The sequence below is a fragment of the Streptomyces sp. NPDC111656 genome (genome assembly GCF_055656965.1).
Window position 1 is genome coordinate 472,437 of record NZ_JBVKCA010000002.1, and the last position, 14,036, is coordinate 486,472.

The 14,036-nt window shown below is 70.7% G+C and carries 15 protein-coding genes; 10 read left to right on the plus strand and 5 right to left on the minus strand.

The features are described 5' to 3' along the window. Window positions 1-81: 81 nt before the first annotated feature. Window positions 82-723, minus strand: coding sequence for a PH domain-containing protein (locus ACZ7M3_RS07670; protein ID WP_472061544.1), 642 nt, complete (start codon window positions 721-723; stop codon window positions 82-84). A gap of 736 nt (window positions 724-1,459) precedes the next feature. Between ACZ7M3_RS07670 and deoC the strand changes: the two genes are divergently transcribed. Genes deoC through ACZ7M3_RS07685 form a run of 3 tightly spaced genes read left to right on the plus strand, consistent with a single transcriptional unit; the run spans window position 1,460 to window position 4,765 of the window. Continuing rightward, window positions 1,460-2,410, plus strand: a complete 951-nt coding sequence (deoC, locus tag ACZ7M3_RS07675; protein ID WP_450431649.1) for a deoxyribose-phosphate aldolase — start codon at window positions 1,460-1,462, stop codon at window positions 2,408-2,410. A 5-nt stretch (window positions 2,411-2,415) separates the two neighbouring features. Next, complete coding sequence (locus ACZ7M3_RS07680) at window positions 2,416-3,864, plus strand: aldehyde dehydrogenase family protein (protein ID WP_472061546.1); 1,449 nt, start codon at window positions 2,416-2,418, stop codon at window positions 3,862-3,864. Next, the gene (locus ACZ7M3_RS07685) at window positions 3,857-4,765 is read left to right on the plus strand and encodes an aldehyde dehydrogenase family protein (RefSeq protein ID WP_355308946.1); all 909 of its coding nucleotides are present in this window, start codon (window positions 3,857-3,859) and stop codon (window positions 4,763-4,765) included. The genes ACZ7M3_RS07680 and ACZ7M3_RS07685 overlap by 8 nt, the downstream gene beginning before the upstream one ends. A 61-nt stretch (window positions 4,766-4,826) precedes the next feature. Here the strand turns inward: ACZ7M3_RS07685 and ACZ7M3_RS07690 are convergent, their stop codons facing one another. Further along, window positions 4,827-5,243 carry a hypothetical protein gene (locus ACZ7M3_RS07690; protein ID WP_095852922.1) on the minus strand — a complete coding sequence of 139 codons (417 nt, stop codon included), beginning with the start codon at window positions 5,241-5,243 and terminating at the stop codon, window positions 4,827-4,829. A 222-nt stretch (window positions 5,244-5,465) separates the two neighbouring features. On the opposite strand from ACZ7M3_RS07690, the gene ACZ7M3_RS07695 reads away from it, so the two are divergent. Further along, on the plus strand, window positions 5,466-6,092 hold the full coding sequence (locus ACZ7M3_RS07695; protein WP_472061548.1) for a uridine kinase family protein: 627 nt from the start codon (window positions 5,466-5,468) through the stop codon (window positions 6,090-6,092). 209 nt (window positions 6,093-6,301) lie between these two features. On the opposite strand, the gene ACZ7M3_RS07700 is transcribed toward ACZ7M3_RS07695, so the two are convergent. After that, window positions 6,302-7,054 (minus strand): SigE family RNA polymerase sigma factor, encoded by a 753-nt coding sequence (locus ACZ7M3_RS07700; protein ID WP_075028321.1) that lies wholly within the window; start codon window positions 7,052-7,054, stop codon window positions 6,302-6,304. Between the two features lie 309 nt (window positions 7,055-7,363). Between ACZ7M3_RS07700 and afsQ1 the strand changes: the two genes are divergently transcribed. From afsQ1 to ACZ7M3_RS07725, 5 genes are all read left to right on the plus strand, one after another. Then, window positions 7,364-8,041, plus strand: a complete 678-nt coding sequence (gene afsQ1, locus ACZ7M3_RS07705; RefSeq protein ID WP_054233761.1) for a two-component system response regulator AfsQ1 — start codon at window positions 7,364-7,366, stop codon at window positions 8,039-8,041. Beyond that, window positions 8,038-9,615: an ATP-binding protein gene (locus ACZ7M3_RS07710; protein WP_472061550.1), complete on the plus strand. Its 1,578-nt coding sequence runs from the start codon at window positions 8,038-8,040 to the stop codon at window positions 9,613-9,615. The genes afsQ1 and ACZ7M3_RS07710 overlap by 4 nt, the downstream gene beginning before the upstream one ends. Next, window positions 9,612-10,259: a hypothetical protein gene (locus tag ACZ7M3_RS07715; protein ID WP_472061552.1), complete on the plus strand. Its 648-nt coding sequence runs from the start codon at window positions 9,612-9,614 to the stop codon at window positions 10,257-10,259. Before ACZ7M3_RS07710 ends, ACZ7M3_RS07715 begins: the two co-directional genes overlap by 4 nt. 229 nt (window positions 10,260-10,488) lie before the next feature. After that, the gene (locus ACZ7M3_RS07720) at window positions 10,489-11,040 is read left to right on the plus strand and encodes a VanZ family protein (protein WP_452967515.1); all 552 of its coding nucleotides are present in this window, start codon (window positions 10,489-10,491) and stop codon (window positions 11,038-11,040) included. Window positions 11,041-11,170: 130 nt separating this feature from the next. Further along, the gene (locus ACZ7M3_RS07725) at window positions 11,171-11,371 is read left to right on the plus strand and encodes a PspC domain-containing protein (protein ID WP_054233643.1); all 201 of its coding nucleotides are present in this window, start codon (window positions 11,171-11,173) and stop codon (window positions 11,369-11,371) included. Between the two features lie 103 nt (window positions 11,372-11,474). On the opposite strand, the gene ACZ7M3_RS07730 is transcribed toward ACZ7M3_RS07725, so the two are convergent. Continuing rightward, complete coding sequence (locus ACZ7M3_RS07730; protein ID WP_095852927.1) at window positions 11,475-11,828, minus strand: ATP-binding protein; 354 nt, start codon at window positions 11,826-11,828, stop codon at window positions 11,475-11,477. Window positions 11,829-11,969: 141 nt separating this feature from the next. Continuing rightward, the gene (locus ACZ7M3_RS07735; RefSeq protein ID WP_095852928.1) at window positions 11,970-13,124 is read right to left on the minus strand and encodes an adenosine deaminase; all 1,155 of its coding nucleotides are present in this window, start codon (window positions 13,122-13,124) and stop codon (window positions 11,970-11,972) included. A 112-nt stretch (window positions 13,125-13,236) separates the two neighbouring features. Between ACZ7M3_RS07735 and ACZ7M3_RS07740 the strand changes: the two genes are divergently transcribed. Next, complete coding sequence (locus ACZ7M3_RS07740) at window positions 13,237-13,998, plus strand: alpha/beta hydrolase family protein (protein ID WP_472061554.1); 762 nt, start codon at window positions 13,237-13,239, stop codon at window positions 13,996-13,998. Window positions 13,999-14,036 lie beyond the last annotated feature (38 nt).

Sequence of the window (14,036 nt, forward strand, 5' to 3'; positions counted from 1 at the left end):
TGCCGTACAGGGCGACGGGTCAGGGCCCACAGGGTCCGCCCTGGGCGACGACGGACACCGGTCCGCCGCACCGCCGTGGCGTCACCCCACCGCCAGCAGGATCACCAGGACCACGGCTCCCGCGACCGCGGGACCGATGACCTCGTACGCCCACCGCACGCTCACCTCGCCCTGCGCGCCCTCCGCGGCCGCCCGGGCCTCGGCGAGTTCGCGCAGGTCGTCCATGACCTGGTCGGAGTGCGAACGGGTGGGCCCGCTCGCCACCGAGGAGGTGCGACCGCTGCTGTCCGCTGCGGCGTTGCGCGCCTGCCGTCGGGCCGCGGCCTTGCGGGCGCGCAGGGAGACGGGGATCGCCCAGAGCTGGAACTTGGTGCCCTCGGCGTCGACCACCTCGTTGGAGTACCCGGAGCGCAGTGAGGCGACCTTGCTCCACGGCAGCACGACGACACGGAACGGGTTACGGACGCGCAGCCGGTCCTCGTTGGCGTAGACGGCGGGACGCAGGGTGAAGGCGGCCACCAGCGGAACCAGGAGGATCAGCGCGGCGAGTGCCAGCCAGGGGGTGCGGCCGTGGCCGGAGACCAGCGCGTCGATGCCGAGCCAGCCCGTGATGGCGAGCAGCAGTACGCCGCCCGCGATACCGGCGTGCGACCGGTAGATCCGGTCCTGCGACTCGGGTCGCGAGGCGTCCGGCACGGGTGGCTGGTCATCCGGGGTCGTCATGCCACCGATTCTGCCCGACGCCCCCTGAACACTTCCTTCACCCCCGCCCCACGCCGCCGCGTCGCCCCGGACGGGCGGGGATTCGTTCGTCCGCGGGTGGCCGAGAACTGATCGCGCAGTTCCCCGCGCCCCTGAGAACGGGGCTGCGCCCCGAATCCCCGTCCGGGCCGAGTGCCTTGCCCACGGGTCGACGGGGACTGCTCGCGCGGTCCCCGCGCCGGGGCGGGGCTGCGCCCCGAATCCCCGACCACTCCTGGTCGCCCGGCTGCGGGCGAGTGGGGGCCGGTCGCGCAGTTCCCCGCGCCCCTAAAAGCCTCGGCGCACCCGGCGTTCGAGAGCGAGCCCTTCGGACGACGCGGAGGTCCAGGGTCGGAGCCCCTGGCGGGGTGCCGGGGCGGAGCCCCATGGGGGTGCAGGGGCGGAGCCTCGTGGGGGCCGGGAGGGGCGGAACCCTGCGAGGTCCGGGGCGGCAGCCCCCGCGGGGTGCAGGGGCGGCAGCCCCCGCGGGGTGCAGGGGCGCAGCCCCACGGGGTGCAGGGGCGCAGCCCCGCGGGAGGTGCAAGGGGACCCCGGTGGGGTCGAAGGGGCGGAGCCCCTGGGGATGATGAGTCCCCCGGCTCGAGCGAAGCCGAGCACGGAGAGGGTAGGGGCGGGGCGCGTCCGGGCGTGGGCTCCCCCACACCCGTACCCGGGGCTGTACAGCCGCTACGCGCGTAGATATGCTCAGCTCGTGACCATGCCCACCTCTGCACCCGCACTCGGCGACGTAACCGCGTCGGACAGCACGCTGCGCCGCTTCCTCCACGGGCTCCCCGGCGTCGACACGGTCGGCCTGGAGGCGCGCGCCGCCTCGCTCGGTACCCGTTCCATCAAGACGACCGCGAAGGCGTACGCCATCGACCTCGCCATCTCGATGGTCGACCTGACCACGCTGGAAGGCGCGGACACCCCGGGCAAGGTCCGGGCGCTCGGCGCCAAGGCGGTCCATCCCGACCCCACGGACCGTACGACGCCCTCCACCGCGGCCGTCTGCGTGTACCCCGACATGGTGGCCACCGCCAAGGAAGCCGTCGCCGGCTCCGGCGTGAAGGTCGCCTCGGTCGCCACCGCCTTCCCGGCCGGCCGCGCGGCCCTCGACGTGAAGCTCGCCGACGTACGCGACGCGGTCGCCGCCGGCGCCGACGAGATCGACATGGTCATCGACCGCGGGGCGTTCCTCGCGGGCAAGTACATGAAGGTGTACGACGAGATCACCGCCGTGAAGGAGGCCTGCGGGACCAGCGCCCGCCTGAAGGTCATCTTCGAGACCGGCGAGCTCTCGACGTACGACAACATCCGCCGCGCGAGCTGGCTCGGCATGCTGGCGGGCGCGGACTTCATCAAGACCTCGACCGGCAAGGTCGCCGTCAACGCGACCCCGGCGAACACGCTGCTCATGCTGGAGGCGGTCCGCGACTTCCGCGCCCAGACCGGCGTCCAGGTCGGCGTGAAGCCCGCCGGCGGCATCCGCACCACCAAGGACGCCATCAAGTTCCTGGTCCTGGTGAACGAGACCGCGGGCGCGGACTGGCTGGACAACCACTGGTTCCGCTTCGGCGCGTCCTCGCTCCTGAACGACCTGCTGATGCAGCGTCAGAAGCTGGCCACCGGCCGCTACTCCGGCCCCGACTACGTGACGGTGGACTGATCACCATGGCATCCGCATCCGCATCCGCTTTCGAGTACGCACCGGCGCCCGAGTCCCGCTCCGTCGTCGACATCGCGCCCTCCTACGGCCTGTTCATCGACGGCGAGTTCACCGAGGCGGCGGACGGCAAGGTCTTCAAGACCGTCTCCCCCTCCACCGAAGAGGTTCTGTCCGAGGTCGCCCAGGCGGGCGCTGAGGACGTGGACCGCGCCGTGAAGGCCGCCCGCAGGGCCTTCGCGAAGTGGTCGGCCCTGCCGGGCTCCGAGCGTGCCAAGTACCTCTTCCGCATCGCCCGGATCATCCAGGAGCGCTCCCGCGAGCTGGCCGTCCTGGAGACCCTCGACAACGGCAAGCCGATCAAGGAGACCCGCGACGCCGACCTCCCCCTGGTCGCCGCGCACTTCTTCTACTACGCGGGCTGGGCCGACAAGCTCGACCACGCGGGCTTCGGCGCGAACCCCCGCCCGCTGGGCGTCGCGGGCCAGGTCATCCCCTGGAACTTCCCCCTCCTGATGCTGGCGTGGAAGATCGCCCCCGCGCTCGCCACCGGCAACACCGTGGTCCTCAAGCCCGCCGAGACCACCCCCCTCTCCGCTCTGTTCTTCGCGGACATCTGCCGCCAGGCGGGCCTGCCCAAGGGCGTCGTCAACATCCTTCCGGGATACGGCGACGCGGGCGCCGCGCTCGTCGAGCACCCCGACGTGAACAAGGTGGCCTTCACCGGCTCCACCGCCGTCGGCAAGGCGATCGCCCGCCAGGTCGCGGGCACGGACAAGAAGGTCACCCTCGAACTCGGCGGCAAGGGCGCGAACATCGTCTTCGACGACGCCCCCATCGACCAGGCCGTCGAGGGCGTCGTCACCGGCATCTTCTTCAACCAGGGCCAGGTCTGCTGCGCGGGCTCCCGTCTCCTCGTCCAGGAGTCGATCCACGACGAGCTGCTGGACTCGCTCAAGCGCCGCCTGTCCACCCTCCGCCTCGGCGACCCCCTGGACAAGAACACGGACATCGGCGCGATCAACTCCGCCGAGCAGCTGTCCCGTATCACCTCGCTCGTCGAGCAGGGCGAGGCCGAGGGCGCCGAGCGCTGGTCCCCGGCCTGTGAACTCCCCTCCTCCGGCTACTGGTTCGCCCCGACGCTCTTCACGAACGTCACCCAGGCGCACACCATCGCGCGCGACGAGATCTTCGGCCCTGTCCTGTCCGTCCTCACCTTCCGGACCCCCGACGAGGCCGTCGCCAAGGCCAACAACTCCCAGTACGGCCTCTCCGCCGGCATCTGGACCGAGAAGGGCTCCCGGATCCTCGCCGTCGCGAGCAAGCTGCGCGCGGGCGTCATCTGGTCCAACACGTTCAACAAGTTCGACCCGACCTCGCCGTTCGGCGGTTACAAGGAGTCGGGCTTCGGCCGCGAGGGCGGTCGCCACGGCCTGGAGGCGTACCTCGATGTCTGAGAAGACCGACAAGACCGAGCAGCAGCGACTGAGCGTCTTCAAGACCTACAAGCTGTACGTGGGCGGGAAGTTCCCGCGTTCCGAGAGCGGCCGGGTGTACGAGGTGACGGACTCCAAGGGCAAGTGGCTGGCCAACGCGCCCCTCTCCTCCCGCAAGGACGCCCGTGACGCGGTGGTCGCCGCCCGCAAGGCGTTCGGCGGCTGGTCCGGCGCGACGGCGTACAACCGCGGCCAGATCCTCTACCGCGTCGCCGAGATGCTGGAGGGGCGGGGGGACCAGTTCGTCCGTGAGGTCGCGGACGCGGAGGGCCTGTCGAAGTCCAAGGCTGCCGCGGTCGTCGACGCGGCGATCGACCGCTGGGTCTGGTACGCGGGCTGGACCGACAAGATCGCCCAGGTGGTGGGCGGCGGCAACCCGGTCGCGGGTCCCTTCTTCAACCTGTCCACCCCGGAGCCGACGGGCGTCGTCACCGTCCTCGCGCCCCAGGAGTCGTCCTTCCTGGGCCTGGTCTCGGTGATCGCCCCGGTGATCGCGACCGGCAACACGGTGGTCGTGATCGCGAGCGAGAAGTCCCCGCTCCCGGCGCTGTCGCTGGGCGAGGTACTGGCCACGTCCGACCTGCCGGGCGGTGTCGTCAACGTCCTCTCCGGCAGGACGGCGGAGATCGCCGCTCCCCTCGCCGCGCACCAGGACGTCAACGCGATCGACCTCGCGGGCGCGGACGACGTCCTGGCGAAGGAGCTGGAGATCGCCGCGGCCGACAACCTGAAGCGAGTCGTCCGTCCACAGGCTGTGGATTATTCACGGACGCCCGGCATCGAGCGCCTGACGGCCTTCCTGGAGACGAAGACGGTCTGGCACCCGACGGGCGCGCTCGGCGCCTCCGGCTCGTCCTACTGAGCAGTGCCCCGTGCCCCGTCCCGGGGCACGGGGCACGGGGCAGCTCACGCCCCCCGGCGACTCACACACCCCCCAGCAACCCCAACGCCTGTCCCGCCACCGGCACGCTCCCCACCGACTGCGCCTGCGCCAGCGGCCCCGTCAGGGCCCGCGAGGTCAGCGGCTTGAAGTCCGCGAGCTGGGTGCCCACCCCGTTGTCGAGCGGGTCGACCCCCGTGCCGGCGAGCGGGTTGGGCTTGAGGCCCGCGATCGGACCGGTGACATATCCCACCGAGCCGGTCAGGACCCCCAGTCCCGCCTGCGGGTCGAGGTGGCCCAGCGAGGTGGGCTGGGTGCGCGTCAGATCCACGGCGGGGGCCGCGTCCGCGACGGCCGGACTCGCGGCGGCGGCCGCACCGGCGGCGACCACCCCGAGCGCGACGGCGACGCGCGCGGTGGTGCGGGCCAGGGGGGTCTGCTGGTGTGCGTGTCGCGCCATCGGATGTCCTCTTCGGTGAGCGTGAGCGAATGCGGGCGGAGAGCAACGGGAATCGCACGCAGAGTAGTTGAACCAGATGCCGCCGCGGGCGGCGATGGCGGCGGATTCCCCTGTGCGGGTCAACAGACATACGGACGTAACCCCGATAATCCTTCGGGATAATGTTCCGGAGGCCTGCCGAAGCGCGGCATGGCCCGGCCGAGTCACAGAAGGTACAGAGAATTGGGTTCCCATCCTCCGATACCCACCCGTGTCGTGCTGCTCTGCGGCCCCTCCGGCTCTGGAAAGTCCCTTCTCGCGGCCGACTCCGGACTTCCCGTGCTCCGCCTCGACGACTTCTACAAAGAGGGCACCGACCCGACGCTCCCCCAGGTCGAGGGCAGCTCCGACATCGACTGGGACCATCCGCAGTCGTGGGACGCGGACATCGCGGTCGCGGCGATCGAGGAGCTGTGCCGTACGGGACGTACGACCGTTCCCGTCTACGACATCTCGCGGAGCGCCCGTACCGGCGCGGAGGCGCTGCACATCGAGCGGACGCCGCTGTTCATCGCGGAGGGCATCTTCGCCGCCGAGATCGTCGAGCGCTGCCGGGAGCTGGGGATCCTGGCCGACGCGCTGTGTCTGTCGCGCGGCCCGCTGACCACGTTCCGCCGCCGCTTCCTGCGGGATCTGCGGGAAGGCCGCAAGTCGGTGCCGTTCCTGCTGCGCCGCGGCTGGCGCCTGATGCGCTCCGAACGTTCCATCGTGGCCCGGCAGAGCGCGCTGGGCGCCCACCCCTGCGACAAGGCCGAGGCCCTGGGCCGACTGGCCGCGGCTGCCGCCGGACGCTGCACGGCACCGGCGTAGTCGGGGCCCTGCGCGAGGACACGTGAGGAGGCCACTCGCCGAAAGGGGCCACCACACGAAAAGAGGCCCAGGCGGACCCCCCGTCCGCCCGGACCTTTTCTCGTTTCCCCCGTGCTCCTCAGGGGTCCCCCGACCCCGTTGGTTTTCCCCCCGGTACTGCTCCCCCGTACCAACCGGTACTACCCGGTTGCCCGCTCCCCCACAGACCTTCAGGCGACGAGCTCCCCGAAGGACTCCTCCTCGTCACGGCCGAAGCTGAGGACCTCGTCCTCACGCATCCGGCGCAGCGACCGCCAGATGCTCGACTTCACCGTGCCGACACTGATGTCGAGGATCTCCGCGATCTCCGGGTCCGTGCGGCCCTCGTAGTAACGAAGGACCAGCATGGTGCGCTGGAGTTCGGGCAGCCGGGCCAGCGCCTGCCACAGCACGGCGCGCAGCTCGGTGCCGCGCATCGCGTCCGTGTCACCGGCGGTCTCCGGCAGTTCCTCGGTCGGGTACTCGTTCAGCTTGCGGCGGCGCCACGCGCTGATGTGCAGATTGGTCATGGTGCGGCGGAGGTAGCCCCCGACCGCGGCCTTGTCACTGATCCGGTCCCAGGCCCGGTACGTCGAGAACAGCGCGCTCTGCAGCAGGTCCTCGGCCTCGAAGCGGTCCCCGGTCAGGTGGTAGGCGGTTGCGTACAGGGAGGCGCGGCGCTCCTGGACGTAGGCGGTGAACTCCGCCTCCGACACCGAGCGACGTTCCCCCGTGGCCTCCCTGTACGCGGCTCCCCCGTGAGCTCCCCCGTTACCGCCGTTCTCCCCCGTGAAGGCGTCAACCACCGTCATGTACGTGGTGTGCTGACGCCCGGTGCCGCGAGCGCACCCCCGCCCGCTCACGGCACCGGACTTCTCCGAACCCCTGACGTCGTGGAGCCGCGTGACAACTGCGCTAGTGCTGGTGCTGTGCAGCGTGTTCATCTCGCGCCCCCCGTCGTGGAGTTCCGGTTCTTCGGTTCGTTCCGTCGTGCTGTGGTGCCGTCTTGCCGTCGTGCTCTCTTGCTTGTGTCGAAAAGCTTGCCCGGGCCACTTCATGGCCGTGTCCGCCGACTGTCACAGACCTGTCACAGGGCCCCTCCCCAGGCGCGTCACGGCACGATCACAGCGCGGTCACAGAGGAGAGCGGTACGGCTACGCGGACGCCCTTCGGACGCCTCCTTCTGTGCGGGAGATGGGTGGGAGCGCTCCAACTGTCGAAAGAGTCCCTCACCATGGGCCAGAATGACGTTCGTGCCTTCCCTGTTGCTGATCGAGGACGACGACGCCATCCGGACGGCCCTGGAGCTCTCTTTGACGCGCCAGGGACACCGGGTGGCCACCGCTGCCACCGGCGAGGACGGTCTGAAACTGTTGCGTGAGCAGCGGCCGGATCTGATCGTGCTGGACGTGATGCTGCCCGGCATCGACGGGTTCGAGGTGTGCCGGCGCATCCGGCGAACGGACCAGCTGCCGATCATTCTGCTGACCGCGCGCAGCGACGACATCGACGTCGTGGTCGGACTCGAGTCCGGTGCCGACGACTATGTCGTCAAGCCCGTGCAGGGGCGGGTGCTCGACGCCCGTATCAGGGCCGTGCTGCGGCGCGGGGAGCGCGAGGCCAACGACTCGGCGACGTTCGGTTCCCTCGTCATCGACCGTGCGGCCATGACGGTCACCAAGAACGGCGAGGATCTGCAGCTGACGCCCACCGAGCTGCGGCTGCTCCTGGAGCTGAGCCGCCGGCCCGGACAGGCGCTGTCCCGCCAGCAGTTGCTGCGCCTGGTGTGGGAGCACGACTACCTGGGCGACTCGCGGCTGGTGGACGCGTGTGTCCAGCGGCTGCGCGCGAAGATCGAGGACGTTCCGTCCTCGCCCACCCTGATCCGTACGGTCCGCGGAGTCGGCTACCGACTGGACACTCCTCAGTGACCCCACCGCACGACGAGCTCCGCGGCTGGGCCGCGGCGCGCCGGGCGATCCTGGCGGGGGTGCGCTTCACGAGTCTGAGACTGCGGCTGGTCGTGGTGTTCGGACTCGTCGCGCTCACGGCCGCCGTGTCGGCGTCGGGCATCGCGTACTGGCTCAACCGCGAGGCCGTGCTGACGCGTACGCAGGACGCGGTGCTGCGCGACTTCCAGCAGGAGATGCGCAATCACGCGAGCATGCTGCCGGTGCACCCGGCGCAGGACGAACTGCAGCGCACGGCGGGCCAGATGGCCAACAGCAGCCAGCGCTTCAGCGTGCTCCTCGTCGCCCAGGACGGCAACGGCAAGACGGTCATCGGCAACTCCGCGCTGGACACCTTCACGCTGGACGACGTACCCAAGTCCCTCCAGAAGGCCGTGAACAAGGAGCAGTCGCTCTCCTCGAACAACAAGTCGGCCTATCACCTGTACTGGCAGCGCATCACCGACCACGACAAGCCGTACCTGGTGGGCGGCGCGAAGGTGATCGGCGGGACGACGACCGGCTACATGCTCAAGTCCCTGGAGCCCGAGGCCAAGGACCTCAACTCGCTGGCCTGGTCACTGGGCATCGCGACCGGCCTGGCCCTGATCGGCTCGGCGCTGCTCGCCCAGGCCGCCGCGACGACGGTCCTCAAGCCGGTGCACCGCCTCGGCATCGCGGCCCGCCGTCTGGGCGAGGGCAAGCTCGACACCCGGCTGCGCGTCTCGGGTACGGACGAACTCGCGGACCTCTCCCGTACGTTCAACCACACCGCGGAGTCCCTCGAGAAGCGCGTGGACGACATGAGCGCCCGCGAGGAGGCGTCCCGCCGCTTCGTGGCGGACATGTCCCACGAACTCCGTACGCCGCTCACCGCGATCACCGCCGTGACGGAGATCCTGGAAGAGGAACTCGACGCGGAGACCGGCAGCGTCGACCCGATGATCGAACCGGCCGTCCGGCTGGTCGTCAGCGAGACCCGGCGCCTCAACGACCTCGTCGAGAACCTCATGGAGGTCACCCGCTTCGACGCGGGCACCGCCCGGCTGGTCCTCGACGACGTGGACATCGCCGACCAGATCACCGCGTGCATAGACGCGCGTGCCTGGCTGGACGCCGTCGACCTGGACGCCGAGCGCGGCATCATGGCGCGCCTCGACCCGCGCCGCCTGGACGTGATCCTCGCGAACCTCATCGGCAACGCGCTCAAGCACGGCGGCAGCCCGGTCCGTGTCTCGGTCCGCGAAGAGGCCGACGACCTGCTCATCGAGGTCCAGGACCACGGGCCCGGCATCCCCGAGGACGTCCTCCCGCACGTCTTCGACCGCTTCTACAAGGCGAGCGCCTCCCGCCCCCGCTCCGAGGGCAGCGGTCTGGGTCTCTCCATCGCCCTGGAGAACGCGCACATCCACGGCGGCGAGATCACCGCGGCCAACGCGCCCAAGGGGGGCGCCGTCTTCACGCTCCGCCTCCCCCAGGACGCCTCGGAGCTGCTCGCCGACGACGAGCGCGAGCGCGGACGGAACGGGAACGGTACGGAGGGCAGCGCCGGATGACGACCTTGGTACGAGGCCGAGGCGGGCGCCGACGGACGCCCCTCGCCTCTCTCTCCCTCCTGTCCCTCCCCCTCCTCACCGTCCTGCTCGCGGGCTGCGGCATCCGCTCCACCCAGGTCCCGACGGACTTCGGCCCGGCGCCGTCCCGGGTCCCGTGCGCGCTGTCCGGCCAGGACATCACCACCCAGTCCTCCCGTGGCATCCCGGTCCAGGTCTTCCTGATCTGCTCCGGGCAACTGGTGACGGTCGACCGGTCCGTGCGGATTCCCGACGGTACGGCGGAGGGGGCGCGGCGGGTTCTGGTGGCGCAGGGGCTCCTCGACGAACTCGCCGAGACGCCCTCCACGCCCGAGCAGCAGGCCGGCTACACGACCGACGTGCGGGGCGGGATGACGGTGAGCGGGCCTCGGCCCAAGGATCCCGAGGACGCGCTCCGTCTCAGCACTCCTCCCCAGGACCTGACCTCCGCGGCCCTCGCCCAGATCATCTGCACCTTCTCCGACTCCGCCGCCGCGCAGGACGACGGTTCGGTCATCCTCGGTGGCCCCGACGCCACCCCGTTGCGCAGCTACGAGTGCCCCACCGACGTCCGCGCCAACCCCACCACCAAGTCCCCGCCGTCCACGACGGTCGCCGGCGCGTAGTCAGGGGCGCGGGGATCCGGGGCGAAGCCCCGGGCTCAGGGGCGCGGGGAACTGCGCGGCCCTCCCCCACCGGCCCGCAGCCGAACCCCTACGCGCGACGCCGAACCCCTGCCCGCGGCGCCGAACCGTTCCCGCTCCGCACCGTACGTGTGGCGCATCCCTCACCCCTCAGCCCCAAGCTCACCGACAACCCGGAACCGATCCTGCCGACCCCCGCGTCTTGGGAGGCGTGCAACGTCAAGGCGAAGGCGGCGGCAGCGCCGTGACCCGCGTCCGTGCGGCAGGAGCTCTCCTCCTCGTCGCACATCTCGCGCTCGTCGCCTGGATCACCCTGCGTCCCCTGGACGTCCCCTGGGTGAGCCCCGCCAACCTCCGCCCGTTCGCCGGCATCAGAGCCGATCTCGCGCTGGGCCCGGTGGAAGCCGCCCGCCGGATGGGCGCGGGTCTCGGCCTGCTCGCTCCGCTCGGAGTCCTGCTCCCCATGGCCGGCGGCAAGCTGACGGCGTCCCCACTCGGCTCCCTCGTCCGCACGGTCGCCGCCGGCGCCCTGATCTCGCTGGGCATCGAACTGCTGCAGACCGGCGTTCCCGGCCAGGTCGTGGACGTCGACTCCCTGCTGCTCAACACGGTCGGCGTCGCCCTGGCCCATCTCGCGATCGTGCCGGCCGCCAGGGTCAGGCTCCGCCGCCGGGCCGAGACCCGGCGCCGCGCGGCCCTCCCCCGGGAGGACACGGCTCAGGGTCGGACCCCGACGATTCCCAGGGTCGGCATCGCCCCGTAGAGCGACGCTTCGCCCCCTTCGTCACCGTAGCGTTGAAGACATCGAAGCCGGAGACATCGAAGAAGACGCCGAAGAAGACGTCGATGTCCCAACACCCCGGCATCCCGCCACGGTTCACGAAGGAGCCATCATGACCGCCCTTGCCCGCCCCACCAACGGCCGCATGATCGGCGGAGTGTGCGCAGCGCTGGCGCGGCGCTTCGGCACCTCCGCGACCACGATGCGCGTGATCTTCGTTCTCTCCTGCCTGCTCCCGGGCCCGCAGTTCCTGCTCTACATAGCGCTGTGGATCCTGTTCCCCTCCGAGGACAAGGCCCGCACGGCCTGGTGACCCCCGCCCCACGCACGGCATGACACGCCGGTGGGGCGCACCCCCATCAGGGTGCGCCCCACCGGCGTTCGTACAGGCGAAAGACCGAAGCAAGCGGAAGGCGTCAGCCGAGCGGCAGCCCGTTCACCGGCAGACCGTGCGTCGGCAGGCCCTGCAGCGGCAGCCCCCCGAGCAGCCCGGCCACCGGCGCCGCCGGCCCGTCGGCAAGGACCTTCGCGACGGCGGGCTGGGCCGCGGCCACCCCCGCGCCGAGCGCGCCCTGCCCCTGAGTGAGCGCTTCTCCCGCACCCGGGAGCGCCGCCGCGGCGTTCTGCGCGGGCAGCGTCTGGGTAACGGTGTCCAGCGCCTGGGAGGCATCCGGCACGGCCGGGGCGGCGTTCGCGGCGCCCGCGCCGACGGCGGCGAATGCGGCACCGAGAGCGGCGACGCCGAGGGTCTTGGCAGCAGACTGCTTCATATTGAATGCGTCCTTGGATCCGTGTGACGGGGATGTGAGCGGTCCAAAAACGTAAACACGCCGAGCCACCCTCCGCAAACATCAGAAAGCAGCCGAGTCATGGAGAACAAGTGAAGACCCGGCTGCTTTTCGCTCCTCCGATCAGCCCTGTTCCCCCACGGAACCGCTGGTGGAGGCGGTCTGCTGGAACAGCCATTCGGACTTGAGCTCTGCATATCCAGGCTTGATCACGTCATTGATCATGGCCAGTCGTTCATCGAAAGGAATGAATGCTGACTTCATAGCATTGACAGAGAACCACTGCATATCATCGAGCGAATAACCGAATGCCTCGACCAGGTGCTCGAATTCGCGCGACATGCTCGTCCCCGACATGAGCCGGTTGTCCGTGTTCACGGTCGCCCGGAAGTGCAGGCGCCGCAGCAGACCGATCGGGTGTTCCGCGTAGGAGTCGGCGGCGCCGGTCTGGAGGTTGGAGCTGGGACACAGTTCCAGCGGGACGCGCTTGTCACGGACGTACGAGGCCAGCCGTCCGAGCTTCACCGAGCCGTCCGCCGCGACCTGGATGTCGTCGATGATCCGCACACCGTGGCCGAGCCGGTCCGCACCGCACCACTGGAGCGCCTGCCAGATGGAGGGGAGCCCGAAGGCCTCGCCCGCGTGGATGGTGAAGTGGTTGTTCTCGCGCTTGAGGTACTCGAAGGCGTCGAGGTGACGGGTGGGCGGAAAGCCCGCCTCGGCGCCCGCGATGTCGAAGCCCACCACACCCAGGTCGCGGTAGCGGTTGGCCAGTTCGGCGATCTCCAGGGCACGGGCCGCGTGCCGCATGGCGGTGAGCAGGGCGCCGACCCGGATGCGGTGACCGTTCTCCCGGGCACGCCGTTCGCCCTCCCGGAAGCCCTCGTTGACGGCCTCGACGACCTCTTCGAGGGTGAGCCCGGTCTCCAGGTGCTGCTCGGGCGCGTAGCGCACCTCGGCGTAGACGACCCCGTCCTCGGCGAGATCCTCGGCGCACTCGGCGGCGACCCGCACCAGCGCCTCGCGCGTCTGCATGACGGCGCAGGTATGGGCGAAGGTCTCCAGGTACCGCTCCAGGGACCCGGAGTCGGCGGCCTCGCGGAACCAGACGCCGAGTTTGTCGGGGTCGGTCTCGGGGAGCCCGGAATAGCCGGTCTCCTGGGCGAGTTCCACGATCGTCCCGGGGCGCAGGCCCCCGTCGAGGTGATCGTGCAGCAGGACCTTGGGCGCCCGGCGGATCTGTTCCGAGCTCGGGGTGTTCCGGATCTGGCTCGTCATTTTCGCACTGTAGCCCCTACGCGCGTAGATCTCCTGTCGTGCCGTCCGTCGATATGTAACGGTGACCAGGCGGACGGGTGGCGTACACCGTCACTTCTGACACTGTTCTGTCATGGCACAGCAAGCGACGCCGGTTCGCAGGGCCCGGCTGGGGAGGACGATCGGCCCGGAGCCGACGGCCGTCAGCGGAGTGGTTCTGCTGCTCCCGGGCGGCGACGAGGTCTCCGCGCGCAGACCGTCCCCGATGTTGGCGACCGCCTCCGTGCGCGCGCTCGGCCGCCGGCTCATGCGCGCGGGACACGCGGAAGGCCTGGCCGCCCATGTCGTGCACTACCGCTTCCGCGGCTGGAACGGTAGCGAGGCGCATCTCGCGAACGACGCGTCCTGGGCCGCCGACGAGGTCGTACGCCGCTACGGGGATGTGCCGGTGTGCCTCGCCGGTGTGGGCATGGGAGGCCGAGCGGCGCTGCGCGCGGCCGGGCACACCGCCGTCAACTCCGTTCTGGCGCTCGCCCCCTGGCTCCCCGAGGACGACGTGGCGGCGCCACCCGAACCGGTGAAGCAGCTCGCGGGGCGGCGCGTGCTGATCGTGCACGGCACCAACGACGACCGCACCGACCCGGAGTTGTCCTTCCGGCTCGCGGCGCGGGCGAAGAAGTCCAACCGGGACATCTGCCGGTTCGAGGTCCACTCCGACGGGCACGGGTTGCACCAGTACCGGTCCGAAGTGCACGCGCTGGCGGAGGACTTCGTGATGGGGGCGTTGTTCGGACGCGGGTTGGCGCGGCCGTTGGAGGATGCGCTGGCTGCTCCGCCGCCGTTGGGGTTGCGGATGCCGCTTGCCTCCGGCTTCGGGCGGGCGTTGCGTCGATAGGTCGTGCGCCGGCTGCGGGCTTGTGGGGGCTGGTCGCG

Coding starts and splice junctions, on each gene's coding strand:
- ACZ7M3_RS07670 (WP_472061544.1), bottom strand. CDS start 723: ATGACGACCCCGGATGACCAGCCACCCGTGCCGGACGCCTCGCGACCC.
- deoC (WP_450431649.1), top strand. CDS start 1,460: ATGCCCACCTCTGCACCCGCACTCGGCGACGTAACCGCGTCGGACAGC.
- ACZ7M3_RS07680 (WP_472061546.1), top strand. CDS start 2,416: ATGGCATCCGCATCCGCATCCGCTTTCGAGTACGCACCGGCGCCCGAG.
- ACZ7M3_RS07685 (WP_355308946.1), top strand. CDS start 3,857: ATGTCTGAGAAGACCGACAAGACCGAGCAGCAGCGACTGAGCGTCTTC.
- ACZ7M3_RS07690 (WP_095852922.1), bottom strand. CDS start 5,243: ATGGCGCGACACGCACACCAGCAGACCCCCCTGGCCCGCACCACCGCG.
- ACZ7M3_RS07700 (WP_075028321.1), bottom strand. CDS start 7,054: ATGAACACGCTGCACAGCACCAGCACTAGCGCAGTTGTCACGCGGCTC.
- ACZ7M3_RS07715 (WP_472061552.1), top strand. CDS start 9,612: ATGACGACCTTGGTACGAGGCCGAGGCGGGCGCCGACGGACGCCCCTC.
- ACZ7M3_RS07725 (WP_054233643.1), top strand. CDS start 11,171: ATGACCGCCCTTGCCCGCCCCACCAACGGCCGCATGATCGGCGGAGTG.
- ACZ7M3_RS07730 (WP_095852927.1), bottom strand. CDS start 11,828: ATGAAGCAGTCTGCTGCCAAGACCCTCGGCGTCGCCGCTCTCGGTGCC.
- ACZ7M3_RS07735 (WP_095852928.1), bottom strand. CDS start 13,124: ATGACGAGCCAGATCCGGAACACCCCGAGCTCGGAACAGATCCGCCGG.
- ACZ7M3_RS07740 (WP_472061554.1), top strand. CDS start 13,237: ATGGCACAGCAAGCGACGCCGGTTCGCAGGGCCCGGCTGGGGAGGACG.